The sequence below is a fragment of the Massilia forsythiae genome, assembly GCF_012849555.1.
In the GTDB taxonomy this organism is placed as follows: Bacteria; Pseudomonadota; Gammaproteobacteria; order Burkholderiales; family Burkholderiaceae_D; genus Telluria; species Telluria forsythiae.
This window is the reverse complement of record NZ_CP051685.1, coordinates 543790-568619: the sequence shown is the minus strand read 5'-3', so window position 1 is coordinate 568619 and position 24830 is coordinate 543790. Positions and strand designations below refer to the sequence as shown.

Sequence of the window (24830 nt, the reverse complement as noted above, 5' to 3'; positions counted from 1 at the left end):
AAGATAGTATTGCTGGCCTAAAAAACCGTCGTCCCCGCGAAGGCGGGGACCCATACTGAGTGTCAAAAGTTGGTATTTTTGAAGCATTCTGATTGCTTCCGGCTACCAAATTTTCTTGCTCAGTATGGAGGGGATAATGCCAGTGGCATTATCCCCGCCTTCGCGGGGAGTCGTTCTCGGCAGTGCCGGGAACGACGAGTTATTGGCTATGAATGATTTTTACGTTACTGCTAGCAACAAAAACTGCTTAAGGCAGAGACAACGATCGTCTTGGACAGCAGTGCGCCTGCGCGGGGACGATGGTGGTGGGGCTGCGCAGGGTGGCGCCGCAAATGAAAAAGCCGCCCTTGGGCGGCCCGGTATGAAGCGATCACGCGGTCTCAGCGCAAGCCCAGTAGCGCAAGCACGCGTTCGCGGCTGACGCCGACCAGCGCCGAGGTCAGCGCCAGCAGCGAGTCGTAGTTGGTGTTGGCGGCCGCGCTGGCGAATTCGTCGGCGGCCAGGTCGACGTCGGGCGGCGGGGTAGCGGCCGCGGTGACCTGGTCGCTGGCGGTGGACAGCGCGGTGCTGGCGGCGTCCTGCGAGCGGCGCACGCGTTCCAGCGCCTGCACCACTTCGCGCAGGCTCTGGCGCAGCGCGTCGGCGTTGCCGGCCGTGGTGGTGGTGGCGCCGTTGCCGCTGCCGATTCCCCATTGCTGCGGCGCCAGCGCCGGCGCCACCTCCTCGGTGGCCACGCGGCCGCGGCCGCTGACCGCGATGCTGTCCTTGACCGCCGGCCAATTCGCTTCCGCCGTGGAGAACACCAGGCCCTGGCTGTCGACGCCGGCGCGTACGCCCAGCGGCGCCAGCGCACGGTCGATGGCGCGCGCGGCTTCTTCCGACGACTGGTCGGCCGTGACGGTGGCCGCCATCTGCGGGCCGCCGACGCCGCCGACCGAGAATGCCAGCGTCTGCGGTGCGTTCTGCTGCAGCGTGTCGAGATCCAGCACGCGGATGCGGAAGCGCTGGGTCGACGGCGCGCTGGTGAACTCCAGGTTGGCGTCGACGCTGCCGCCGGCGCTGCTCTTGCGCGCGGCCAGCACCGCGGTCAGCTGGCGCACCTGCGCATCGAGCTGCTGTGCGCTGCCGCTTTGGGACGTCGACGGCAAGGTGGCCTTGGCGCTGCGCTGGCCGCCGCGGCTGTTGGCCGACAGCTTGGCGCTGATCTCGCCCTTCAGGTTTTCGAGCTGGCCGGCGACGCGTTCGAGGTAGTCGAGCGCCTGCTGGGCGCGCGCCACGCCGTCCTGCAGGGCGCTGCCGATGGCGGCGGCGCCGGCGTTGCTGCGCAGCGGCGCCGGGGGCGACGCGGCGGCGGCATCGGTCTTGCCACTGTCGATGCGGTCGAGGGCGCGCGCCGGCACCAGTGCGCCGGCGCCGCCGGTACGGCTCGTCGCCGAGCCGAGCGCATTGCCTGCGCTAGAACGGAGTGCGGTATCGATCGCCATCAGAGCGCCGCGAACAGGGACAGGTTGCCGATCTTGCTGTAGGCTTTATAACTGGCCTGCAGCGCCGTCTGGTAGCCGTTCAATTCGATCGCCGCGGCGCCGACGTCGAGCTGGCCGATGTCGTTGATCGCGCTCTGGTTGGACAGGCTGACGTTGGCGTGGTTGGCGTCGATCGTCTTGAGGATGTTCTGCTGGCCGCCCAGCATGGCGACCTTGCCGGACAACAGGTCGATGGCCTTGTCGAAGCTGCCCAGGCCGTTGGCGACCACGCCGCGCACCGCCGGGTCGTTGGCGTTGGCGCCCGGCGCCGACAGGGTGGCGATGGTCTGGTCGAGCTGGTTGAGCAGGTCTTCCATGCCCTTGACGTTCTGGTTGGCGGCCTGGGTGACGCCGTTGCCCACCACGACGGTCTGGTCGTTGGTGTTGCCGGCGTAGCTGTAGCGCGAACCGAGGGCCTTGGTGGCGTCGTAGGCGATCGGCGCCTGGCCGGTCGCGGTGCCGGAAAAGATATACCGGCCTTCCTGGTCGATCGAATTGCCGGTGTAGACCAGGCTGTCGCGCAGCGCAGACAGCGAGGTCACCATCGAATTCAGGTCGCTCGGCGTATTCGAGCCGTCCGCCGCCCACACCAGCATGTCGCGGCCGGAGTTCAGGTCGCCCACCATGTTCTGCAGGTAGCCTTCGTTCTTGGTCATGCGCTGCTGCACGGCGGCGATGTTGGCGCGGTATTGCGCGATGCCGGCTTCCTCGCGCTTCAGGCGCGACAGGCGCACGCTGTCGACCGGATCGTCCGACGGCTTCTGGATACGGTTGCCGTCGGCCATCTGCTGGGTGACGGCGGTGATGCGCTCCTGGTTCTTCTGAAGCGACTGGTTCATCATCGCCTGGTACTGGCTGGTCGCGATTCGCATCCTCGTTCTCCCTCTTAACCCATCATCGCCAGGGTGGCGTCGAACAGCGCATTGGCGACCGACATCACCTTCATGTTGGCCTGGTACATGTTCTGGTATTCGACCAGGTTGACCGCTTCCTCGTCCTGGTTGACGCCGCTGGTCGATTGCCAGTCGTCGGTGGCGTGGTCGCGCGTGGATTGCGCGGTGGTCAGCGCGGCCTGGTTCTGCTGGCTGTCCACGGCCAGCTTGCCGACCAGCTGGGTGTCGGCATCGCTCACCAGCACGCTGCCCAGGCCGGTGACGGTGATCGACTGGTTCTTGATGTTCACCAGCTTTTGCAGGTTGCCGGTATCGCCTGCAGTGCCGTCGCCGGAAAAGGCCAGGTCCGCGGTCTGGAAGCCGTCGGCCACCTGCAGCATGTTCGAGGTGCTGCCGGCGTTGAACACGAACATCGGCTTGCCGGCGCTGCCGTCCATGGCGTAGCCGCCCTGCAGCTGGGTGTTGACCTTGTCGGCCACCTGCTTGGCGATGTCGGCCACGCCCTGCTGCAGCGGCTTCAGGGTGTCCTGCAGGTAGCTCGACAGGCCGCCCAGCTGGCCGCCGATCTTGCCGGTATCGAGGTCGAAGCCGGTGCCGGCGAACGACAGGCTGAAGCTCTGATTGTCGCCGCCGTTCACGGCCAGCTTGCCGGCCACGCCACCGAGCACCAGCGACTGGCCGGTCTTGAGGGAAACGTTGAGGGCGCCGTTCGGCTGCTCGGTGACTTCCAGCGCCATCTGGCCGGCCAGGCTGTCGACCGCCTGGTCGCGCGCATCGATCAGCGACGAAGCGTTGCTGCCGGCGGCGTTGGCGGCGGCGATCTGCGTGTTCAGCGAGGCGATCGAGGCGATCGAGGCATTGGCCGAGTCGACGATGGCGCTGCGTTGCTGGTTCACCGATTGCAGCTGGGCGCTGAACACGTTGTTCAGGCTGTTGACGCGCTGGGCCAGCAGGCTGCCGGCGGTGACGACCTGCTGGCGCAGCGGGGTCGAGGTCGGGTCGACGCCGGCGACCGCGTTCAGCGCGGCGAAGAACTTGTCGACGCCGCTCGACAGGTTGGTGTCGTCGTCGCCCATCACCTGTTCCAGCTGCGTCATGTAAGGCTGGGTCTGGGAACGCGCGCCGACGTCGGAGTTGGTGCGCCACAGCTGCTGGGTCTTGTAGCTGTCGGAAAAGCGCAGCAGCGAAGTCACGCGCACGCCGTTGCCGGCCCCGTTCGAGCCGGCCGAGGGCGCGGCCGCGGACAGCACCGCCGACTGGCGGGTGTAGCCCTTGGTCTGCAGGTTGGCGATGTTCTGGCTGCTTGCCGACAGGGCCAGTTGCGAAGCGAGCGCTCCGGACAGCGCGTTGTTCAGGATGCTCATGGTGCGGGTCGTTGGGGTTGCGGGATCGGCGGGACGTTTGCTGCGGCCCTGGTAATGACAGGCGACCGTTTATTCCGTTTTATTAAGCGGCGGCAATAATTGTTTCAGGATGGCGTCGGCGACACCGAAGGCGCGCTGGTTCGCCAAGTTCCCGGCCAGCATGTTGTCGACCATGTCGGTCATGTCCTGGTTGGTGCGGTCCTTGGACGGGCTGTCGTCGGGCGCGATGGTGCGCGTACTCTCGCGCATCTGGTGCAGCATGTGCGAGATGAAGAAGCTCTCGAACTCGACCGCGGCCTTGGTGGCTTTCGCCGCGTAGGCGGGATCGACGGAAGGAGCGGCGCCGGCGGCGCTGGCGGCGGCATCGGTGGCCGGCGCCACCGGGTCCTTGGCGTCCGCCCGCTCGGGATGCAGCGGCTTGAGGGCAGCGGCGTTCAGGTGCGTGAAATCGTTGGCCATCAGATCACCACCAGTTCGCCTTCGATCGCGCCGGCCTGGTCGAGCGCCTGCAGGATCGCCATGATGTCGTCGGGCGAGGCGCCCAGGCTGTTGACCACGTCGATGATGGTCTGCAGGCGCGCGCCCGGCGGCCAGTGGAACATCTGGCCCGAGCCCTGGTCCACCGACACCTTGGATTGCGGCGTGACCGCGGTCTGGCCCTTGGAGAACGGGCCCGGCTGGCTGACCGCGGCGCTTTCCGAGATCACCACCTTCAGGGCGCCGTGGGTGACGGCCGCCGATTTCACGCGCAAGCCGTCCGAGATCACCACGGTGCCGGTGCGCGAGTTGAACACCACGCGCGGCGTTTCGGCGCCGGCTTCCACCACCATGTTTTCCAGCTTGGCGACAAAGGCGACGCGCTCGGTCGGATTGGCCGGCGCCACCACTTCGACGCTGGTGCCGTCGGCGGTGGTGGCGACCTCGCCGAAGCGACGGTTGATCGCGTTGACCACGTTGGTGGCGGTGTCGAAGTTCGGATGGCGCAGGCGCAGCAGCACTTGCGGGCGGGTGGAGAAGTCGGTGGCGATCTCGCGCTCGATCATGGCGCCGTTGGGGATGCGGCCGCCGGTCGGGGTGTTCACCGTCACCGAGGAGCCGCTCTTGCCGGACGCGGTCAGGCCGCCGACCACCATGTTGCCCTGGGCCAGCGCATAGACTTCGTTGTCGGCCGCGCGCAGCTGGGTCAGCAGCAGGGTGCCGCCGCGCAGGCTCTTGGCGTCGCCCAGCGAGGACACGGTGACGTCGATGGCCTGGCCGCGCCGGTAGCCCGGCGGGAACACGGCCGAGACCATCACCGCGGCCACGTTCTTGTTCTTGGCTTCCTCGCCGTCCGGCAGGCGCACGCCGAACTGCTTGAGCATGTTGGTGACCGACTGGCTCGAATACTTGACCTGGGTCGAGTCGCCGCTGCCGTTCAGGCCGACCACCAGGCCGTAGCCGATCAGCGGATTCTCGCGCACGCCTTCGACGCTGACCAGGTTGCGCAGCGGCTGGGTGCGCGGCATGGCGGTGGCATTCGCCAGCGCGGAAGCTGCCGCCGACGTCGCCGGGACGGAGGGCGCGGCCAGGGCGCCGAACGACATGGCGGCCAGCACGGCCAGGGAAGCGATGCGCGCCGACAGGCCGGCGCCAGGGAATCGGATCATGGATATTCTCAGAACGGCATCAGGGGGCCGGTGAAGAAGCGGGTCAGCCAGCCGGGGGTATTGGCGTCGGCCAGGGTGCCCTGGCCGGAAAAGGCGATGCGGGCGTTGGCCACGCGCAGCGACGAGACCTGGTTGTCGGCGTCGATGTCGGCGGCGCGCAGGTAACCCTTCAGGCGCAGGAATTCCTCGCCCTGGTTCAGCTGCAGGCGCTTTTCGCCGGCCACGCGCAGCAGGCCGTTGGGCAGCACTTCCTGCACCAGCACGGTCACCGCGCCGGACAGCGCGTTCTGCTGGGTGCTGGTGGCGTCGCCCTGGAAGCTGCGGTCGGCGGCGATGTCGATGCCGGTACGGCCGAAGGTCTTGCCGAGCGCATTGAGCGGCGTGACCGAGGCCGAGGAACCCTTGCTGAAGCTGGTGCCGGCCTTCTTGCTGGCCTGCGTGGTTTCCTGCAGCAACACGGTGACCACGTCGCCGACGCGGAAGGCGCGCGCGTCCGAGGTCAGCGACACGGTGTCGGACGAGAACACGCCGCCCGACATGCCGGCGCGCGTCGGCTGGGTCTTGGGCAGGGCCAGCGCGTCGTCGACCGGCGCCGGCTTGGCCAGCGGCACGCGCGCGGCGCAGCCGCCCAGCAGCAGCGCCGCCGTCGCGCACAGGGTGAGGGCGAGGCCGCGCATGCTCAGCGCGCCGCCTGCGACAGGTACTGCAGCATGTTGTCGGCGGCCGACAGTACCTTGGTGTTCATCTCGTAGGTACGCTGGGCCGCGATCATGTCGACCATCTCCTCGACCACCTGCACGTTCGAGCCTTCCAGCGCGCCCTGTTTCAGTTTGCCGAAGGCGGAATCGCCCGGCTTGCCTTCGTTCGGGGTGCCGCTGGCGGCGGTTTCCTGGAACAGGTTTTCGCCCAGCGCCTGCAGGCCGGCCGGATTGACGAAGGTGGTCAGGGTCAGCTGGCCCAGTTCGGTCGGCGTGGCGTTGCCCGGGATGGTGGCGCTGACCATGCCGTTCTCGCCGATGGTGAGCGACAGCGCGTTATTCGGCACCGTGATCTGCGGCACCAGCGGCAAGCCCTGGGCGTTGACCAGCACGCCGTTGGCATCGACCTGCAGCTGGCCGGCACGGGTGAAGGCCGGCTGGCCGTCCGGACGGCGCACTTGCAGGAAGCCGTTGCCGGAGATGGCCACGTCGAGCGGCTGGCTGGTGGTCTGCAAGCTGCCGTTGGTGAACACCTTCTGGGTGCCGACGATGTGGGTGCCGTTGCCGAGCTGGACGCCGTTGGTGACGGTGTTGTCGGCGGTCTGCGCGCCCGGCTGCTTGTCGACCTGGTAGAACAGGTCTTCGAACACCACGCGGTCGCGCTTGAAGCCGACCGTGTTCACGTTGGCCAGGTTGTTGGCGATGGCCTGCAGCTTCGCATCCTGGGCCTGCACGCCGGTCTTGCTGATCCACATTGCTGGATTCATGGTCTCTTCTCTCTCGATTCGTTAAGGGCGATGTACGCGGCGTCAGGCGCCGAGCAGGCGGTTGCCCGATTCGTTCATGCTGTCGCTGGCCTTGAACAGGCGCATCTGCAGTTCGAAGCTGCGGTTCAGGCTCATGGTGGCGACCATTTCCTCGACCGCCGACACGTTGCTGCCTTCCAGCGCGCGCGGGCGCACCTTCACCGCCGGGTCGGCGGCCAGGTCGCCGCCGTTGCGCGGCACGATCAGGCCGGCCTCGTTCTTGGTCAGTTCGGCGCCTTCGGCGTTCACCAGTTTCAGCTTGTCGACCACCTGCATCTGGGTCGCGCCTTCGGTCAGCACCGAAACGGTGCCGTCGGTGCCGATCTCCACCGCGGTGTGCGGCGGCAGCGTGATCGGGCCGCCTTCGCCCAGCAGCGGGCGGCCGTGCACCGACAGTGCGCCGTCGGCGCCGATGTCGATCTCGCCCGAGCGCGTGTACGCTTCGCCGTCGCCGTACTGCACCGCCAGGTAGCCCTGGCCGCCGATCGCCACGTCGAGCGGGCGGCCGGTCTCGCGCACCGCGCCGGCGCGGCTCGAGACGGTGTCGGCCTGCATGGTCGACATGTGGCGGTCGTCGTAGCCGTAGGCGTTGACCTGCTGGCTGCTGCTCACTTCCATGCTGGCGCGGAAGCCCGCGGTGTCCAGGTTGGCCAGGTTGTTGGCGTGGACCTGCTGGGCGCGCATCAGGCGGTCGGCGCCGGAGACGGCGGTGAAGATCAGTTTATCCATGGCGGTGCGCTTCCTTTTACAGGGCCTGCATCAGGGCCTGCATCATCTGGCTTTCGGTGGTGAGCACCTTGGAGTTGGCCTGGTAGTTGCGCTGCGAGGTCATCAGGCCGACCAGCTCCGAGGTGATGTCGACGTTCGAGCCTTCCAGCGCGCCGGTGGACAGCTTGCCCGCCAGGCCGACGCCCGGGGTGTTGTATAGCGCCGCGCCGGAGGACGCATTGGCGCTCCAGCTGGTGTCGCTGATCGAGGTCAGGGCGCCTTCGTTGGCGAAGCTGGCGATGGCGATGGTGCCGACCACCTGCGACTGGTCGTTGCTGTACTTGGCCACCAGCGAGCCGTCGGCCGACATCGACACGCCGACGAAGGCGCCGGAGGCGTAGCCGTCGCTGCGGTTGGTGGTGGTGGTGGAATCGCCGGCGAACAGCGTGGTGCCGGTGTAGGTGAAGGCGACCGTGCCGGCCGCTGCGCCATTCGAGGCCGGGATGGCGACGCTGACGGCGGCCGGAGCGGTGCTCTTGAGCGAGCCGTCGGTGTTGAAGGTCAGGGTCGCGCCCTTGGCGGCGGCGGCGCTGTCGACGCCGTAGTAGACGTCGACGCTGTTGTCGCCGCTGCGCACGTAGTAGGCCGAGATGGTGTGCTGGTTGCCGAGCGAATCGTAGGCCACCGATTGCTTGACCGTGTCGTAGGTGCTGGAATCGCTGGCGCTGAAGGTGCCGGTGTGGACCTTGGCGTCGGCCGACAGGTTGCCGACATAGGCCACGCCGGTGGTGGCCACCGCCGGGATCTGGCCGGTCGGCACCTGGATGTCGCCCATGGCGCCGAGGGCGCCGCCGTTGGCCGGGCCGTAGCCCTGGATCTTCTTGCCGTTGCTGTCGATCAGGAAGCCCTTGGTGTCGGTCGAGAAGATGCCGACGCGCGAGTAGGTCAGGCCGCCTTGCGTGTCGCGGCTGACGAAGAAGCCGCGGCCGTCGATGGCGGCGTCGAGCGCGCGCCCGGTGGTGGTGGTGCTGCCGTTCTGGCTGATGTTCTGGGTGACCGAGCCGATTTCCACGCCGTTGGCCTTGGTGCCGGCATACACCGACGAGAAGTTGGCGCGGCCGGCCTTGAAGCCGTAGGTGGCGGCGTTGGCGATGTTGTTGGAGACGGTTTCCAGTTGCTCGTTGATGGCCTGGATGCCGGACAGTGCGATGTCGAAGCTCATGTCGATTCCTGATGAATGATGTGCGGAGGCGGATGCCGTGGCGCTCAGGCGCCGGTCTTGCCGTTGAATGCGGTGATGGACGAGGTGGCGACGTCGCCCACGTTGGCCACCTGCAGCACCACGCCGGCATTGGTCACGCGCACGCTGTTCAGGCGCGCCGAGACCTCGATCTGCGGCGCGCTGCCGTCGGCCGGCTTGGCCTGGATCGCATACGTGCCCGGCGCCAGTCCCAGCGCGCTCGGGTCGAGCGTGAACGGCAGCGAACCGGAGCCGTGCGCGCCCAGTGCCACCGTATGCTGGCGGCCGTCGCTGCCGGTCAGCACCAGGTCGGTGGCGCTGCTGGCGCCGAGCAGCTGGACGTTGCCGCTGACCTTTTCGTCGCCGAGCTGCAGCGTGCCGGTATTGACGGTGACGTCGGAGCCGACCTGGCCACCCATGGCCAGCGTCTGCAGGCTCTGCAGCACGCTGGCGTTGGCGGTGGTCATCTGCGACAGGTTCTGCAGCGCTTCGGTCTGGGACAGCTGCGACAGCTGGTTGACGTAGGTGGTCGGATCCTGCGGCTGCAGCGGATCCTGGTTCTGGATCTGCGCCACCAGCAGCTTGGTGAACATGTCGCGGTTTTCGCTGGTCGTGGCTTGCGCCGCCACGGCGTTGCCGCCGGTGGTCGTGGCATTGCCGGCGAGGCTGTTCGAGGTCGAGGTCGTGGTCACCATGTTCAAGATTCTCCGAGTTTCAGCAGCGACTGCTGCATCGATTTGATCCGGCCCAGCACCTCGACGTTGGTCTCGAAGGCGCGCGAGGCGGACATCATGTCGGCCATCTCGGCCACCTGGTTGACGTTGGTGTAGTACACCATGCCCTCGGCGTCGGCCTTGGGATTGTCCGGTTCGTGGGCGCGGCGCAGCGGCTCGCTGCTTTCGACCACGTCGAGCACCTGCACGCCGCCGCCGGCCGCGTTGCCCATCACCGAGGCGAACACGGGTTTGCGGGCGCGGTAGGCTTCGGCTTCCGAGCCGGACGCGGCGTCGGCGTTGGCCAGGTTGCTGGCGATCGTATTCAGGCGCACCGACTGCGCCGCCATCGCCGAACCGGCGATCTGAGAAATGTCCTTGAAACCCATGCTGATGATCCGGTAAGTGAGGCTTATTGGCCGTTGATGGCCTTGGCCAGGCCGCGCAACTGCATGTTGACGAAGGTCAGGCTGGTCTGGAAGTCGGATGCGTTCTGCGAAAACGCCGCTTGCTCCACGCCGATCTCGACGGTGTTGCCGTCGACGCTGGGGTGGTAGGGCACGCGGTACAGCGGATCGCCGTCGCCCAGGCTCAGCTCGGCCCCGCCGGCGCCCGACTCGCTGTCGACGTGCTGTTGCAGCGCGGCCGCGAAGTCGATGTCGCGTGCGGTGTAGCCGGGCGTGCTTTCGTTGGCAATGTTTGCCGCCAGCACCTTGGTGCGATCGGCGCGCACCTGCAGTGCGTCGGCGTGTACGCCGAGGGCATCCTTGAAATTAAACGTCATGGTGCGGAACCTCCATCGTTCGAAGCCAGTGTGATTGGTAGAATCGTTTTTTCTTTCGCTGACGCTATTCTAATGATTGCTTTCTGTAAGGCAACCCTTGTCGTTTCTACATTTGCGCTGTTTCCTGTCCTCGCGCAAGCGGCGGCAGCGCCGTTAACGGTGCAAATCGAACAAGCCGCACGTGTCGAATTGGAAAGGCAGATGGCGGCGTCCGGCTTGTCCGAGCCGCAGTTCGATCTCGCCGTGGTGAGCGCGCGCGCGGCGCCGCCGTGCGCCCAAAATATCGCCATCGAACCCCTCGATACCCGTTCTCCCCAGCGGATGCGCTTCCTGGCGCGTTGTCCGGACACGCCCGGATGGCGCTACGAGTACGTGGTGCGGGCGCGCGTGACGGCCATGGTGGCGGTCGCCGCAGCACCGGTGCTTGCCAATGAAGCATTGACGGACGCACAAGTGACGATCGAGCGCCGTGATATTTCCAACATTGCCGATCCGATCACAACGCCCGCAGATGCTGTCGGACAAATGTCACGCCGAATGTTGCGCCCAGGAGACATTTTGCGTGCCGGACAGCTCGCTTCCGCGATTTTGGTCAAACGCGGCGACGCGGTAGCGATGGTCGCACGCCGCGACGGCATCGAAGTCAGCACCGCCGGCGAGGCCCTGGATGCCGGCGCGCGCGGCGCTGTGGTGCGGGTGCGCAACGCCGGTAGCGGGCAGATCGTGCGCATGCGGGTGGCGGGACAGGGGACGGTGGAGCCGGTGGATAGTCCGGCAGGGCGGTGAGGAGCGCCATCCATTAGCGTCGTTCCCGGCATTGCCGGAAACGACTCCCCGCGAAGGCGCACTGCTGTCCAAGATGATCGTTGTCTCTGCCTTAAGCAGATTTTGTTGCTAGCAGTAACGTAAAAATCATTCCTAGCCAATAACTCGTCGTCCCCGCGAAGGCGGGGACAATGCCACTGGCATTATCCCCTCCATGCTGAGCAAGAGAATTTGGTACCTAGAAGCAACCAGGATGCTTCAAAAATACCAACTTTTGACACTCAGTATGGGTCCCCGCCTGCGCGGGGACGACGGGTTGCCGCTGCAGCGGGACGATGAATCAACTGCCGCCCTGCAGCTTGCTGGCCAGCCGCGCCAGCTTGGTCGCATACGCCGGGTCGGTCGCATACCCGCCCTTGGCCAGGCCGGCGGCGAACGCTTGCGCGTCGCTGCCGGTGCCGAGGGCGCCGCGGAAGCGCGGGTTATCGGTCAGCATCTGCGCATAGTCGCGGAAGGCGCTGGCCTGGTCGGGGTAGGAGCGGAAACGGGCGCTGGTCTTCAGGGCGGCGCCACCGACATATTCCGTGGTGGCCGATTCGGCCACGTCGCCGTGCCAGGCGCTGCCGGCCTTGATGCCGAACAGGTTGTTGGTCGAGCTGCCGTCGCTGTTCTTCAACGGGCGCTGGCCCCAGCCGGATTCCAGCGCGGCGTGCGCCGACACCAGTTCCGGCGCCACCCCCAGCTTATTCGCCGCTTCCCTGGCCCAGGGCGCGATGCTGTCCAAAAACGATTGCTGGTCGGGAGAAGCATCGGCATCGCCGACGATGCCGGCGGCGGAGGCCGCCTGCTGGCTGCGCGCGGCCCACATGCGGCCCTCGGCGCTCAATTGCGCGCTGCCGGACAGGCCGGCGTCGCCGTTCTGGATGAAGTCGGCGACTTCGTTCTGGACCTGGCCGAACGTTCCCCCGAAGCCGGTGGAACCGTCGACCGCCGCGGCAGGGCGGGTGGCGGCGGTCGGTGTGGCGGCCGCCAGCGCCGGGATCGAGGTCGTGAATTCAGCGTGGCGCATAGGTGTCGCTTTCGCCGTGCAGCAGGCGCTGCATGACCGAGAATTGTTCCGCCATCAGGTTGCCGTTGCGCGTGGTGGCTTCCTTGCATTCGCGCACCAGCTGCTCCAGGCGGCGCCAGGCGCCGTGCGCGCTGGCGCGGCGGGCGGCGTCCAGTTTGGCGAAGAAATCGTCCATCGTGGCGTCGGTGCCGAACAGGGCGCGGATCAGCTGCACGCGCTGGCGGCGGCGCTCTTCCATGGCGTCCAGTTGCGGCATCAATTGCTCGCCGAGCGAAGCCAGTTCGTCGCCGCGATGGCGCAGCGCGGCCTGGAACTGGTTTTCCAGGAGGTCGCGGATCGTGCCGCAGGCGCCGAGGTCGGCCTGGATGTCGTCTGCGAGGCGGTTCAAGGCCTGGTCGCGGGTCATGCGGCTCATCGGGTCACTCCGTGAAATTGCTGGATCAGGCCGGCCAGGCGCTTGGCGTCGAACGGCAATTCTCCCTTGGACAGCGCGTCGCGCAGCTCGGCCACGCGCGCGGCGTCGAAGTCGGGCAGGGCGCGCAGCGCACCCTGGGCCGGCTGCAGCATCGCCGACTCCAGCGGCATCGCCGCGGCGGCGGCGACCGTCGCCGGCGCCGGCGCGGCTGCGGCAGCGCCGCCGGCCACCGGGCTGGCTGTGACGGAAGAGGTGGAGACGCCGGAGATCTTCATGCGTGTTCCTCGGGATTTCGATTGGATCGTCATGGTTTTTTCGCCAATTGGCTGCGCAGTTCCTTGAGCGCTTCGTCGTTCGGCTTGCTGACCGACGCTTCCTTGCTCAATGATTCGGTCGGGCCGGGCGTGCCGAACATCGACACCACGCTGGCGGCCTGCGCGCTGGTCAGGATCAGTAACTCGATGCGGCGGTTGGCCGGCGCATCCGGCTTGCCGGTATCGAGCGGGGCGCGGTCGGCCATGCCGATCACCTGCAGCACGCTTTCCTTGCGCATGCCGCCGATCAAGAGCTCAGCGCGCGCGGACAGGGCGCGGTGGGTCGACAGGCTCCAGTTCGAGTACGCGTTCGGACCGTTGATAGTGTACTGCAAGGAATCAGTATGTCCTACAATCAACATCTGATTTTCCATTTTTTCGAACAAAGGACCCATCGCACGCAACAGTCGCTGGAAGCGGCCGGTCGGCGACGGGCTGCCGCGCACGAACATGCCTTGCCGGTCGGTGTCGTGCAACATCACGCGCAAGCCGTTCGGCGTGACCACGGTGGCCAGGTTGGACGACAGGCCGGCATCGGCGCTCATCTGCTCCAGCGCGTGCGCCAGGGCCGCCAGTTCCGAGGCCGACTCGTACTTGGTGCGCACGGTGGTCTTGCTGCCGGCATTCGGCCCTTCGGTACCGCCATTGTTCTTCGGCAGCTGGAAGCGTTCGATCAGGCTGCCGCTCTGGTTGCCGGCGATTTCCGGCTTGCCGCCGCTGCCTTCGATCAGGCCGCTGGCGGCATTGTCGCGCACGATGTTCTTGGCCGTCTGGGCGTCGCGCGCGGCGATCAGCCACAGCACCAGGAACAGCGCCATCAGCGCCATGCAGAAGTCGGCGAAGGCCACCTTCCAGGCGCCGCCGTGCTCGTCGTCGTGGTGCTTGCCGCCGCCGCGCTTGACGATGGTTTCTTCGTGGTGGTGCTTGTCGCCGCCTTTTTTGTTCGCTTGCACTGCTGGCTCCGGGTCGAAAGATTACGCCTTGCGCTTGGCGGCGCCGGCATCCTCGCCGTCGCCCATGGCGTTCAGCCAGGTTTCCAGCTGGGCGAAGCTGGGCTTGGTATTCAGCTGGATCAGGCGGCGGCCGGCGTCGATCGCCAGGAGCGGCGGCTTGCCGGCCACGTGGGTGCACAGCACCACCTTCACGGTTTCCATGGTCGAGGCTTCGGAATTGACGAGCTGCTTCATCATGCCCGAGATCGGGTCGAGCACGCCGTAGCACAGGAAGATGCCCACAAAAGTGCCGACCATGGCGGCGCCGATGTGTTCGGCGATCTCGGCGGTGTCGGCGCCTTCGCCGACCGAGTTCATGGTCAGCACGATGCCCAGCACCGCGGCCAGGATGCCGAAGCCGGGCATCGCCTCGGCCACCTTGTGCAGCGACTTCGACGGCTGGGTCAGCTCTTCGTGGATGGCGTCCAGTTCCTGCTCCAGCACGCCTTCCAGTTCGTGGGCGTTGATCTTGCCCATCGCCATCAAGCGGAAATTGTCGACGATGAACGCCAGCAGCTTCGGCTCCTGCAAAATCAGCGGGTAGCGCTGGAACATCGGGCTTTCCTTGGGCGCCTCGACGTGGGCGTCGAGCGCCTTCAGGCCGCCGGCGGCGGTCTGCAGCAGTTCGTACATCAGCAGCAGCAGCTGGCGCTGGAATTCGGAATCGTGCTTGTTCTTGCCGGCCACCTTCTTCAGCTGGCCGAGCAGCTCGACCAGCACGTGCTTCGGGTTGGCCAGCACCAGGGCGCCGACGGCGGAGCCGCCGATGATGAGCAGTTCGATCGGCTGCCAGATGGCGCCGAAGGTGCCGCCCATGAAGGCGAAGCCGCCGAACACGGCGCCGAGCACGATGAGGATGCCTATGATCTGCATGATTCTTTTACCTTTTCTCGTTCAGGCCTGTGCCAGCGCCGCTTTCATCTTGGCCAGCGCACTCTTGTTGAGCTGGCACACGCGCGCATCCGACAGGTCGAGCACGGCCGCGATTTCCTTGTAGCTGAGTTCGAACTCGTAGATCATCTGCACCACGCGCTGTTCGCGCTCGTTGAGGGCGGCCAGCGCTTGTTCCAGGCTGCGCCGCAGCGCGTACTGTTCTTCCGGGCCGGGACTGGTGGCGGCGCGCTCGGTCGATTCCTGCAGCATGTCGTCGAAGCTGAGCAGTTCCTCGGCGACGTCGTCCAGCAGGAACTGGCGCCACGCGTCCTGCGTGACGCCGAGCGCCTCGGCCGCTTCCTTGTCGTTCGGCTCGCGCCCCAGGCGCCGGGTCAGGGCGCGCACGGCGTCGCGCATCTTGTGGCTGTCCTGGCGCACCGCACGTGGCCGCCAGTCCTGGCGCCGCAGCTCGTCCAGGATGGCGCCGCGCACGCGCAGGCCGGCGTAGCTGGCGAAGCCGGCGTCCGGCTCGCCGTAGCGGCGCAGCGCTTCCAGCAGGCCCATCAGGCCAATCTGTTCCATGTCCTCGCGCCCGATGGCGCCGGTCACCTGCGAATTCAGCTGGCGCGCGATGCGCTTGACCAGCGGCGCATAGGCGACCAGGTGGCGCCCCTCGTCCTGCGCGCTCATCGCCGCGTGAACGGCGGCGTCGGCGTATTCGGCGCCGGCGTAACCGTCGGCATAGTCGGCTTGATAGGCCACGTCATCCCCGCTTGTCAAAGATCCGTCATTCGATGATCAGCTTGCCGATCATGACTTCGGTGAACGGTTTTTCCTGGTGCTCGTGCTCGTAGTTGGCATCGAAGGACTTGTTCAGCTCTTCGGCGAACTTCTCCACCGACATGGCGGACGCCTGGCTCATCGTGTAGCCGGAGAGGGTGCGCACCGCCAGGCTGCGCAGCAGCGGCAGGTTTTCCTTGGTTTCCTTTTCCGTCTTCGGGCTGGTGGCCAGCACCAGGTCGGTCGACAGGTAGTGGGTGTCGGCGGCGCCGGGGTCGCGCCGCAGCATCACGATCACCTTGTCCAGCGTGACGTATTTGGACGGCTTGCCTTCCTTGGGCTTGTCCGCTTCCTTCTTGGCGGTCTTGTCCTTGGCGTCGGCGCTGGCGGCCGGCTTGGGCATGAACCACCAGACCGCGCCGCCGGCCGCGCCCGCGCTGACCAGCACGGCGGCGGCGATGATAATGATCGTTTTCTTTTTGCTCATGGGTCTCACTCGCGTCCGGCAATCGAGAACACGGACGTGGAATTGTTGGCCTCGGCCAGTGCGCGGCCGGGTTCCTGGTCATCCTGGTCGCGGCCCGGCTGGCGGCCGCGGCCGCCCTGCTGCGGGTCGCCGAACGGCGCCGCACCATTGCCGCGCGGGGCCGGCGCCACCGTCACCGCGACTTCGCTGAACTGGCGCTGCGACAGATCGCTGCGCAGGTTGTCGCTGACGGTCTGCAGCTGGCGCAGCACCTCGCCATTGGTGGCCGAGATGTTCACTTCCAGCGTGCCGGCGCTGTGGCGGATGGCGATGTCGATGCGGCCCAGCTGCGGCGGCTCGAGGCGGATCACGGCCTGCTCGACGTTCTTCCCGACCTGCACGTTCAGGCGTTCGCCCAGCGCTTCCTGCAGGCTCTGGCGCCAGGCGGTGGGCGGGCCGGCCAGCTTGACGGTGTCCGCAGCCGGCTGGGATGAGGAGGGCGCCGCCGCCACGGCCGCCCCGGCCGCCAGCGCTGCCGCCGGCTGGCCGTTGCCGCGCTCGGCGCTGCCGTCCTGGGCGCTGCCGTCGGCCGCGCCGTTGCCGGCGGCGCCCTGGGCGCCATCCTGCAGCGCCATGCGGACCGCCGCGCCGTCCTGGCGGGCGGCCTGGGCGCTCGCCTGCGGCGCCTGGTCGGCTTGCGCCGCGGCCCGCACCGGCGCCGGCGTGGCCTGCGCGCCGGCCTGCACCGCCAGTTGCACGGCGGCTTGCACCGGCTGCAGCGTGACGGCGTCGGCGCGGCGGGCGCCATCCTGGGCGGCGCCGCCGACCGGCTGCGCCTGGGTTTGCGACCCTGCAACGGCGGCATTGCCGCTGGCCGCAGTGGCGCCATCCGCGCCGCGCGGCGCACCGCCCTGGGCTGCTTGCACCGCCTGCGCAATCTGCATCGGCGTGAGCGGCATCAGCGGCATGGCCATGGCGGCCAGCAGCGCGCCGTCCTGGGGAGCGGCGGCGCTGGCGGCGGCATCCTTGTCGGTGTCGCCAGCCGCGGGCTGGGCCGTGCCGGAGCCGACCGGCGCGGCCGGCACGGCGGCCTGCGCGGTGGCCTGCGCCGACGGCATGCCGATGAACTGTTGCAGGCTGTTCAATTGCTGCAAGTCGCTCGACAGCTGGTCGCCATCGAGCTGCTGCACCAGCAGTTGCGCGAACGGCTGGGGGCTGCCGGCCTGCTGGCCGACGGCGGGCGCGGCTTGCGCCGCCTGCACCGGGGCGGCGGCATCGACCGGCTGGGCCGGCGTCGATTGCGCCGGCAGGGTGACTGGGGTGGACATCGTGGTCATTCGCTTGCTGCCTTGATCGTTAAACGTGGGTCATGCCGGCGCCGGCATCGGAAGGCGCGTCGCCGTGCAGCGCATAGGCGAACCAGCCGTCGCGGTTGGCGCGCAGTTCGTCGAGGCGCACGGCCAGCGCGTTCGCCGCCGCCGCGGCGGCCGCCTGGGCGCCGTCGTGGGCCGCGCGCAGGCGGCGCAGGGCGCTTTGCTCGGCCGCGCTCCATGGGCCGCGTGCGGCCAGCGCGCGCAATTGCGGCGCCAGCGTGCTTACCTGTTCGCCCAGCTGCGCCCAGTCGGCCGCCGCGGTGGCGGCCTGCAGGGTCTCTGCCATGCGCACCAGCTGCGCCTGGCGGTCGAGGCGGGCGTCCTGGCGCGGCGCCTGCGGCCTGGCGGCGAGCTTATCCATTGCGCGCCTGCACGCCGGCCCAGCCCTGGCGGATGGTGGTCATGATCTTGATGACTTCGTCGACCATGGCCGGGTCTTGCTTGACGCCGGCGCCGTGCAGGTGGGTGGCGCAGAACTCGTACAGGTTGGCCAGGTTGCCGACCACTTGGCCGCCGCTGTCGAAGTCGAGCGAGCTCGACAGGCCGTTGATGATGTCGACGCATTTGTTGATGCTGGCGGCGCGCTGCTCGTAGCGCTTGCCGACGATGTGGGCGCGCGCGCGCGCCAGTTCGTCGAGCAGGCCGTCGGTGAGCAGCAGCACCAGTTCGATGGGCGATGCGCGCGAGGTCTGCGCATCCAGGCTGGTCGCGTGATAGCTGGCGTAGGCTTCTTGGTAGGACATCGTGTTCTCTCTGGTGTGCTCAGGACTTGTCGCTGCCGAACAGCGCGTCGAACATGGTGACATTGCTGTTCATGGTCGATTGCAGCGTCTGCAGGTCGGTAAATTGTTTCAGGTAGCGCGCATAGGCCGAGTTGTACTGGGTGTCCAGGTCGCTCTGGCGCTTGGTCAGGTCGGTCTGCGCCTTGGTGTTGGCGTCGGTGCGCTGCTTGATCTGGCCGCTGGTGCTGTTGCTCCACAGGTTCAGGTACGTATTCATCGAGCCGGCCAGGCCCGACGGCGCGCTGGTGCTGGCGGAGCCGATCAGGCCCGACAGGCCGGTGGGCGAGGCCGCCAGCTGCTTGGTCAGGCGGGTCGAGTCCAGGGCCAGCGTGCCGTCGCGGTTGGCGGTGATGCCGTAGCTGGCCAGCGACAGGCCGCTGGACGGGCGCAGCATCGACACCAGGCGGCTTTGCAGCGCCTTGACGCCGGAATCGTTGGCGAAGGCGCCGGCCGCCTTGCTGGCGGTGGTGTCGCCCGGATCGACCAGCGTGTCGATCGCGCTTTTCAGCTTGTTGTAGGCATCGACGAAGGACTGCATGTTCGACACCGTGCCGCTGCTGTTGCTCGCCACCGTCAGCGTGAACGGGTTTTCGCTGGCCGCCTGGGCGCGGGTGAACGTCATGCTCACGCCGTCGATGTTGGTGAAGGTGTTCGAGGATTGCTGGATCGGCGTGCCGCTCTTCCCGCCCAGCAGGACCACCGCGTCCTGCGCCGCGGTCACCATGGTGCGGTTGCCCAGGCCGGACTGCAGCGTGGCGTCGCCCACGCCGGACGGATCCAGCGAGATGGTATTGGCCACGCCGGTGTTCTGCGAGGTCAGCACCAGCCGGGTCTCGCTGCCGATCGTCACCACGCCGGCCGACACCAGGCCGGTGTTGCCGCTGGAGCGGTTGATCGCGGACGCCAGTTCGCGGATGCTCAGCTTGCCGTCGCCATCGGTGTCGGCGCTGGCGGCCGACAGGTCGACGTCGAAGCTGACCGGGGTGGCAGAGGCATTGCTCTCGTCCGACAATTTGACCTTCAGCGTGCCGCCGGTCGCGGCGCCGTCCGACAAACCGTTGTACGAGACCTGGCCGGCGGTGGCGATCTGCTGCACGAACAGGCTGTAGGTGCCGGCGCTGGCGCTCGCCTTGGCGCTGGCGCTGCCGACCGTGGTGTCGGACAGGGTCGCGCTCTGCGACAGCACCGACTTGCCCAGGCCGGCCAGGCTGGCCAGGCTGCTCTGGAAGGCCGAGATCGCCGAGCTCAGCGTGCTCAGCGCCTTGGTGGTGGCGGTGGCCTGCGTGGTGCCGTTGGTGATGCGTTCCTGCGCGCTGGCCGTGTACTTCTGCGCCAGCGCGGTGGCGGTGGTGGTCGGGTCGTAGGTGGGGGCGGTGATCGCGCTCGTCATGCTGGGCTCCTGTTGTTCGATGTGTTCGCTGCGGTGCTGTTGCGCGATCAGGTGTCGCGGCCGGCCAGCCACGACTGGGTGGAAATCTCGTCCTCGCGCTTGCGCTGGACGCGTTCCTGGTCCTGCGCCAGCGCGGCTTCGTGGCGCGCCAGCACCTTGTCCAGCAGTTCGCGCTTGGTCCAGGCCTGCGCCAGGTTGCGCTGCGAGACCGCCATGTTGGCTTCGTGAAGGTGCAGGTCGGTGCGGTGGTTGTCGGCCAGCGCGAACACGGCCTGCTTGTAGTTGCCGCAGTTGACCGCCAGCGCCGGCGACAGCGCGCGTGCATCGGCCGGTTTGCCGGAGGCGCCGCTGCCTTCGGCCAGCGCCACCAGGCGGTTGACGCTGGCCTGGTAGCGCGCGCGCGTGGCTTCCTGTTTCGCCAGTTCGGTTTCCAGGCGCTCCACTTCGGTGCCGCGCAGGCGCACCAGCGCGCCCAGGCTGTCGATCGTCGTCTTCTTGCTCATGCCATCATCGCTTTCAACTGCTCCACGCCAGGGGTGAACGGCGCGTCTTCGCGCGTGCCCTGGCACAGGAATGCTTCGATATGCGGGTGCAGCTTCACCGCGCGGTCGGTCTCGGGGTCGGCGCCGGGCTGGTAGGCGCCGAGCGGGATCAGGTCGCGCACGCGCGCGTGCTTGGCCATCGACGCCTTGAGCTTGCGCGCCGCCAGCGTGTGCTCGGGCGAGACCACCTGCGCCATGCAGCGGCTGATCGACTGGGCCACGTCGATCGCCGGATAGTGGCCGCGCTCGGCCAGTTCGCGCGTCAGCACGATGTGGCCGTCGAGGATCGCGCGCGCGCTGTCGACCACCGGGTCCTGCTGGTCGTCGCCCTCGGCCAGCACGGTGTAGATCGCGCTCATGCTGCCTTCGGGATGTTCGCCGTTGCCGGCCGATTCCACCAGCTGCGGCAGGTTCGAGAACACCGACGGCGGATAGCCGCGCGTGGCCGGCGGCTCGCCCAGCGACAGCGCCACCTCGCGCAGCGCCATCGCGTAGCGGGTCAGCGAATCGCACAGCAGCAGCACGTTCTGGCCGCGGTCGCGGAAGTGCGCCGCCACCGAGTGGCACAGCTCGGTCGCCATCACCCGCATCATCGGCGACTCGTCGGCCGGCGCCACCACCAGCACCGCGCGTTTAAGGCCTTCCGGGCCGAGCGACTTCTCGACGAATTCGCGCACCTCGCGGTTACGCTCGCCGATCAGGCCGACCACGATCACGTCGGCCACGGTCTGGCGCGTGATCAAGCCGAGCAGCACCGACTTGCCGACGCCGGAACCGGCCATCAGGCCGACGCGCTGGCCCTTGCCGATGGTGAGCATGGCGTTGATGGCGCGCACGCCGACGTCGAGCGGCTCTTCCACCGGCGTCTTGCGCAGCGGGTTGACCTTGGGCGGCGTGGTCGACAGCACCTGGTCGCCGCCCAGGCGGCCGAGGCCGTCGATCGGCTCGCCCAGGCCGTTCACCATGCGTCCCATCCACGACGGGCCGATGTGGATGCTGGACGGGCCGGTGGCGGGCAGCACGCGCGCGCCGGTGGCCAGGCCGTCGGCCTGCTTGAACGGCATCAGGTACGTCACCTTGTCGCGAAAGCCGACCACCTGCGCATCCAGCCAGGCGCCGTCGACGGTCTCGACGCGGCAGCGCTGGCCGGTGTGCAGGCGGCAGCCGACGCTTTCCAGCAGCAGGCCCTGCACCGCGACCAGGCGCCCGGTCGGCGTGGCCACCGGCACCGCGCCGATGTCGAGCGAACGCAGGGTGTCGGCCAGTCCGCTCATGCATCCTCCTTCTCGGCCGTGGCGGTCAATGCTTCGCGCACCTGCTCGACGCAGGCTGCCAGGCGGCCCTGGCAGCCGGCGTCGACTTCGTGGTCGCCGGCCTTGACGCGGCATTCGCCCGGCTCCAGGCTCGGATCCGGCAGCAGGTTCCACTTCTTGGCGCGCTTCGGATCGAGTTCCTGGATGCGCTTGAGTTCTTCCGGATTGAGCAGCACCTCGACCTCGTCGCGCGTCGGCGGCATGGCCGCCAGCGCCTCGTCGACCAGGGCCAGCATCTGCACCGGCTGCAGCGCCAGCTCGGCGCGGATCACCTGGCGCGCGATCTTGCCGACCAGGTCGACCACTTCCTTGCGCTGGGCGTTGCGGAATTCGGTCTTCAGCTTTTTCAGCGCGCGCAGCATGGCGTCGACCGGCTTGACCGCCGCTTCCAGCTCGGCCTGGGCCTGTTGCCGGCCTTGTTCCAGGCCGCGCGTCAAGCCTTCGGCATGGCCGGCCTCGGCGGCCTCGCTGCGGCCCTGTTCCAGGCCGACTTCATAGCCGTCGCGCTCGCCCTGGCGGAAGCCCTCGGCCATCGCACCCTGCCAGTCTTCGGCGGCGGTGGCGGATGGCGCAGCGGCGCCGCCGCTGGCCAGGAACTGCGACAGCGGAGGAAAGTGATAGGGCCGGAATTGCTTCATTCGGCGGTCGCCTCGGCGAACAACTGGACTTCGATCTCGCCGTTGTCGACCAGCTCCTTGACCGAGGCCATGATGTCGCGCCGGGTCTGCTCGATGCGCGACATCGGCACCGGGCCGGAGCGGCGCATCAGGTCTTCGAAGCTTTGCGCCTGGCGCTTCGGCATGGCGCCCAGCAGGGCGTCGCGCAGGGCCGGCTCGGCGCCTTTCAGCGCCACCGCCCACTGCTCCAGCGGGATCTCGTCGAGCAGGCGCGAGATGGTCTGCTCGGTCTGTTTCGACAGGATGAAGAAGTCGTACATCGACATCTCGATCTGCGACACCACTTCCGGATCGTGCGCGCGCAGCAGTTCGACCATGGTGGCGCGGTTGTTCGGCAGGCGATTCAGGATCTCGGCGGCCTGGCGCACGCCTTCGACGGTGGCGCTCTGGGTGTCGAGCGCCGACAGGCAGCGGCCGACCAGCTCTTCCAGCTCGCGCAGCAGGTCGCGGTCGATCTCGTCCAGGCGCGCCAGGTTCAGCAGCACCAGTTCGCGGCCTTCTTCCGGCAGCGCGTCGATGATCTGGCCGGCCAGCGCCGGCGGCAGGAACGCCAGGAATACTGCCTGCATCTGCACGTGCTCGCTGGCGATGTATTCGGCCAGCCATTTCGGCGAAGCGTACTGCAGGCGCGCCATCATCGGACGGATGGCGTCGCCGTAGATCGTGTTCAGCACGCTGTTGGCGATTTCCTTGCCCAGCGCCAGGTCGAGCGAGCGCTTCAGGTAGCTGCGCGAGGCGCCGTGCAGGCCGCTCTGCTGGCGGTAGTCGTCGAAGAACTTTTGCGCGGCGTTCTTGACCGCGTCGACCTTGATGCCGCTCATCCGGCTCATCACCTGGGTCAGCTCGATCAATTCCTCGCGCTCGAGGCAGCGCAGCACCGCCGCCGCCGGTTCCTCGCCGATCGAGAGCAGCACGATCGCCGCCTGTTCGACCGGGCTCAGGGCCACTTCCTGCATGTCGTTACTGTTCAGATCCGGCATTTTTCTTTTGCACCCATTGTTTGACCACTTCCGCCACCCGCTCCGGCTCCTTGCCCGCCAGGACCTTCAGGTGCTCGACCATCACATCCACGGCCGAACCGGCCGGGGGCAAATCGTAGTTTTCCAGCAGCGGCTGGACCGGCATCGCGCCCGGCGCGTCAGCCGTGCCGGCCTGGCCCGGCGCCGCCAGGGCCGCCGCGCCGTTTCCCGCGCCACCCGCGCCACCCGCCGGTGCGGCCAGTTGTCCGGCCGTGCCGCCGGCCAGGGCCGGGTTGGCGCCGGCGCCCGCCAGCTGCGCCTTGCCGGCCGGCTGCGGTGCCATGCGCTGGGTCAGCAGGCGCATCAGCGGACGCACGATCAGGAACCAGCCCAGCAGCGCGCCGATCGCGTACACCGCCCAGCCGGTCATGTCGACCACGTTGTCGCGCTCCTGCCACCACGGCTCGACCGGCGCCGGCGCCGGGAAGGTGAGCGCGGACACCGCCAGCACGTCGCCGCGGGTCTTGTCGATGCCCAGGCCGCCGCCCAGGATCTTTTCGATGTTGGCGATCTCGGCCGGGGTCCAGCCGGTCTTCGGCGAGGCCGCCTTGGCGTTGTTCAGCACCACCGCCACCGACAGCTTTTTCAAACGGCCGCGGGCGCGCTTGATCTGGGTGATGGCGCGGTCGTAGGCGTACTGGCGGCTGGTGGCGTTCTTGCGCGCGCTGCCGTCGTCCGGCTTGGCCGCGTCGCCGGTCGCGCCGGCGGCGGTCTCGGTCGGATTGGCCTGCGCCGGCGGACGGTTCGACAGGGTGCCCGGCACGCCCATCGCCATGCGGTTCTTTTCCATCTCCTCGCGCGAGGCTTCGCTCGTGACCTTCGGCGCTTCGCCGTACTTTTCCTGGGTTTCCTCGATGCGGTCGTTGTCGATGTCGGCGGTGACGCTGACCTTGAAGTTGTCGGCGCCGAGCACCGGGCCGAGCAGGCCGGCGACGTTGGCGCGCACCTCGTCCTGGTAATGCTTGGCGGCGGTGTCGCCCTGCGATGCGCCGTCGAAGCCGTCCGACAGGTCGACGCGCGCCGACAGGTAGTTGCCGTTCTGGTCGACCAGCGACACGCGGTTCGGCGCCAGGCTGGCCACGCTGCCCGAGACCAGGTTGACGATGGCGGCGATCTGCTCGTTGGACAGGGTGCGGCCCGGCTTGACCGCGACCACCACCGAGGCCGACGACTTGTCGCCGTCGCTGGCCACGAACGAGGACGACTTGGCGATCGCCAGGTGCACACGTGCCGAGGCGATCGCGTCCATCGTCAGGATCGACTGCGCCAGCTCGCCTTCCAGGCCGCGGCGGAAGCGCACGTCCTGCACGAACTGCGACACGCCGAGCGGGTCGTTCTTGTCCATCAGTTCCAGGCCGGCCGGCAGCTGCGCGGTCACGCCCTTGGCGGCCAGCAGCATGCGCACCTTGCCGAGCTGCGAGGACGGCACCAGCACCTGGCCCGATTCCGGGTGCACGCGGTAAGGCACGTGCTCGGCTTCGAGCACGCTCATCATGTCGCTGGCGGCGACCTTTTCGCGCGCGCCGAACACCGGCTTGTAGCCCGACTGGTCGTTCCACATGTACAGCATCAGCGCGGCGGTAATGCCGATGGCCAGCACCAGCATCGGCGCCAGGTTCTTGGACAGCGCCGGCGGCAGGGCCAGGCGCTTGGCGGAGAGGGAGGACTTGAGGGCGGCAATCACG

General features: G+C 68.0%; 29 protein-coding genes. 1 reads left to right on the top strand and 28 read right to left on the bottom strand.

The window, feature by feature from the left end; all coding sequences use genetic code 11:
- Window positions 1–380: 380 nt before the first annotated feature.
- The 12 genes from HH212_RS02525 to flgB form a co-directional block, all read right to left on the bottom strand.
- The gene (locus tag HH212_RS02525; RefSeq protein WP_169433945.1) at window positions 381–1484 is read right to left on the bottom strand and encodes a hypothetical protein; all 1104 of its coding nucleotides are present in this window, start codon (window positions 1482–1484) and stop codon (window positions 381–383) included.
- Window positions 1484–2395: a flagellar hook-associated protein FlgL gene (gene flgL / locus HH212_RS02520; RefSeq protein ID WP_169433944.1), complete on the bottom strand. Its 912-nt coding sequence runs from the start codon at window positions 2393–2395 to the stop codon at window positions 1484–1486. The genes HH212_RS02525 and flgL overlap by 1 nt, the downstream gene beginning before the upstream one ends.
- A 14-nt stretch (window positions 2396–2409) precedes the next feature.
- Window positions 2410–3780 carry a flagellar hook-associated protein FlgK gene (gene flgK / locus HH212_RS02515; protein ID WP_169433943.1) on the bottom strand — a complete coding sequence of 457 codons (1371 nt, stop codon included), beginning with the start codon at window positions 3778–3780 and terminating at the stop codon, window positions 2410–2412.
- Between the two features lie 69 nt (window positions 3781–3849).
- Window positions 3850–4239, bottom strand: coding sequence for a rod-binding protein (locus HH212_RS02510; protein ID WP_169433942.1), 390 nt, complete (start codon window positions 4237–4239; stop codon window positions 3850–3852).
- A complete protein-coding gene (locus tag HH212_RS02505; protein ID WP_229217709.1) occupies window positions 4239–5285 on the bottom strand; it encodes a flagellar basal body P-ring protein FlgI in 1047 nt (348 codons plus the stop codon). The genes HH212_RS02510 and HH212_RS02505 overlap by 1 nt, the downstream gene beginning before the upstream one ends.
- Before the next feature lie 149 nt (window positions 5286–5434).
- Entirely contained in the window at window positions 5435–6103 is a 669-nt protein-coding gene (gene flgH / locus HH212_RS02500) for a flagellar basal body L-ring protein FlgH (RefSeq protein ID WP_169433941.1), read from the bottom strand.
- 2 nt (window positions 6104–6105) lie between these two features.
- Window positions 6106–6891, bottom strand: coding sequence for a flagellar basal-body rod protein FlgG (gene flgG / locus HH212_RS02495; RefSeq protein ID WP_211172443.1), 786 nt, complete (start codon window positions 6889–6891; stop codon window positions 6106–6108).
- A gap of 42 nt (window positions 6892–6933) precedes the next feature.
- Window positions 6934–7659: a flagellar basal body rod protein FlgF gene (locus HH212_RS02490; protein ID WP_169433940.1), complete on the bottom strand. Its 726-nt coding sequence runs from the start codon at window positions 7657–7659 to the stop codon at window positions 6934–6936.
- 16 nt (window positions 7660–7675) lie between these two features.
- Entirely contained in the window at window positions 7676–8860 is a 1185-nt protein-coding gene (locus HH212_RS02485; protein WP_169433939.1) for a flagellar hook protein FlgE, read from the bottom strand.
- 44 nt (window positions 8861–8904) lie between these two features.
- A complete protein-coding gene (locus HH212_RS02480) occupies window positions 8905–9573 on the bottom strand; it encodes a flagellar hook capping FlgD N-terminal domain-containing protein (protein ID WP_169433938.1) in 669 nt (222 codons plus the stop codon).
- A 2-nt stretch (window positions 9574–9575) separates the two neighbouring features.
- Entirely contained in the window at window positions 9576–9980 is a 405-nt protein-coding gene (flgC, locus tag HH212_RS02475; RefSeq protein WP_169433937.1) for a flagellar basal body rod protein FlgC, read from the bottom strand.
- A gap of 23 nt (window positions 9981–10003) precedes the next feature.
- Window positions 10004–10375 carry a flagellar basal body rod protein FlgB gene (gene flgB, locus HH212_RS02470; RefSeq protein ID WP_169433936.1) on the bottom strand — a complete coding sequence of 124 codons (372 nt, stop codon included), beginning with the start codon at window positions 10373–10375 and terminating at the stop codon, window positions 10004–10006.
- Between flgB and flgA the strand changes: the two genes are divergently transcribed.
- Window positions 10340–11161 carry a flagellar basal body P-ring formation chaperone FlgA gene (gene flgA, locus HH212_RS02465; RefSeq protein ID WP_229217533.1) on the top strand — a complete coding sequence of 274 codons (822 nt, stop codon included), beginning with the start codon at window positions 10340–10342 and terminating at the stop codon, window positions 11159–11161. The two genes, flgB and flgA, sit on opposite strands and share 36 nt — an antisense overlap.
- Before the next feature lie 319 nt (window positions 11162–11480).
- Here flgA and HH212_RS02460 read toward each other — a convergent pair whose 3' ends face one another.
- Genes HH212_RS02460 through fliF form a run of 16 tightly spaced genes read right to left on the bottom strand, consistent with a single transcriptional unit; the run spans window position 11481 to window position 24829 of the window.
- Entirely contained in the window at window positions 11481–12209 is a 729-nt protein-coding gene (locus HH212_RS02460) for a glycoside hydrolase family 73 protein (protein WP_169433935.1), read from the bottom strand.
- Window positions 12196–12624: a flagellar export chaperone FlgN gene (gene flgN, locus HH212_RS02455; RefSeq protein ID WP_169433934.1), complete on the bottom strand. Its 429-nt coding sequence runs from the start codon at window positions 12622–12624 to the stop codon at window positions 12196–12198. Before flgN ends, HH212_RS02460 begins: the two co-directional genes overlap by 14 nt.
- On the bottom strand, window positions 12621–12899 hold the full coding sequence (flgM, locus tag HH212_RS02450) for a flagellar biosynthesis anti-sigma factor FlgM (RefSeq protein WP_169433933.1): 279 nt from the start codon (window positions 12897–12899) through the stop codon (window positions 12621–12623). Before flgM ends, flgN begins: the two co-directional genes overlap by 4 nt.
- Window positions 12900–12928: 29 nt before the next feature.
- Window positions 12929–13891: a flagellar motor protein MotB gene (locus HH212_RS02445; protein WP_169433932.1), complete on the bottom strand. Its 963-nt coding sequence runs from the start codon at window positions 13889–13891 to the stop codon at window positions 12929–12931.
- 21 nt (window positions 13892–13912) lie between these two features.
- A complete protein-coding gene (motA, locus tag HH212_RS02440) occupies window positions 13913–14806 on the bottom strand; it encodes a flagellar motor stator protein MotA (protein ID WP_170205217.1) in 894 nt (297 codons plus the stop codon).
- Between the two features lie 18 nt (window positions 14807–14824).
- On the bottom strand, window positions 14825–15565 hold the full coding sequence (locus HH212_RS02435; protein WP_229217532.1) for a FliA/WhiG family RNA polymerase sigma factor: 741 nt from the start codon (window positions 15563–15565) through the stop codon (window positions 14825–14827).
- 25 nt (window positions 15566–15590) lie between these two features.
- Window positions 15591–16070 (bottom strand): flagellar basal body-associated FliL family protein, encoded by a 480-nt coding sequence (locus HH212_RS02430; protein WP_169433931.1) that lies wholly within the window; start codon window positions 16068–16070, stop codon window positions 15591–15593.
- 5 nt (window positions 16071–16075) lie between these two features.
- Entirely contained in the window at window positions 16076–17377 is a 1302-nt protein-coding gene (locus HH212_RS02425; RefSeq protein WP_169433930.1) for a flagellar hook-length control protein FliK, read from the bottom strand.
- Window positions 17378–17405: 28 nt separating this feature from the next.
- Window positions 17406–17783 (bottom strand): hypothetical protein, encoded by a 378-nt coding sequence (locus tag HH212_RS02420; protein WP_229217531.1) that lies wholly within the window; start codon window positions 17781–17783, stop codon window positions 17406–17408.
- Complete coding sequence (gene fliS, locus HH212_RS02415) at window positions 17776–18165, bottom strand: flagellar export chaperone FliS (RefSeq protein ID WP_169433929.1); 390 nt, start codon at window positions 18163–18165, stop codon at window positions 17776–17778. Before fliS ends, HH212_RS02420 begins: the two co-directional genes overlap by 8 nt.
- A gap of 19 nt (window positions 18166–18184) precedes the next feature.
- On the bottom strand, window positions 18185–19594 hold the full coding sequence (fliD, locus tag HH212_RS02410) for a flagellar filament capping protein FliD (RefSeq protein WP_169433928.1): 1410 nt from the start codon (window positions 19592–19594) through the stop codon (window positions 18185–18187).
- A gap of 47 nt (window positions 19595–19641) precedes the next feature.
- Window positions 19642–20097: a flagellar FliJ family protein gene (locus tag HH212_RS02405; RefSeq protein WP_169433927.1), complete on the bottom strand. Its 456-nt coding sequence runs from the start codon at window positions 20095–20097 to the stop codon at window positions 19642–19644.
- Window positions 20094–21410, bottom strand: a complete 1317-nt coding sequence (fliI, locus tag HH212_RS02400) for a flagellar protein export ATPase FliI (protein ID WP_169433926.1) — start codon at window positions 21408–21410, stop codon at window positions 20094–20096. Before fliI ends, HH212_RS02405 begins: the two co-directional genes overlap by 4 nt.
- Window positions 21407–22087 (bottom strand): flagellar assembly protein FliH, encoded by a 681-nt coding sequence (gene fliH, locus HH212_RS02395; RefSeq protein WP_169433925.1) that lies wholly within the window; start codon window positions 22085–22087, stop codon window positions 21407–21409. The genes fliI and fliH overlap by 4 nt, the downstream gene beginning before the upstream one ends.
- A complete protein-coding gene (locus tag HH212_RS02390) occupies window positions 22084–23106 on the bottom strand; it encodes a flagellar motor switch protein FliG (RefSeq protein WP_169433924.1) in 1023 nt (340 codons plus the stop codon). Before HH212_RS02390 ends, fliH begins: the two co-directional genes overlap by 4 nt.
- Window positions 23087–24829: a flagellar basal-body MS-ring/collar protein FliF gene (gene fliF, locus HH212_RS02385; RefSeq protein WP_169433923.1), complete on the bottom strand. Its 1743-nt coding sequence runs from the start codon at window positions 24827–24829 to the stop codon at window positions 23087–23089. The genes HH212_RS02390 and fliF overlap by 20 nt, the downstream gene beginning before the upstream one ends.
- Between the last annotated feature and the right edge of the window lies 1 nt (window position 24830).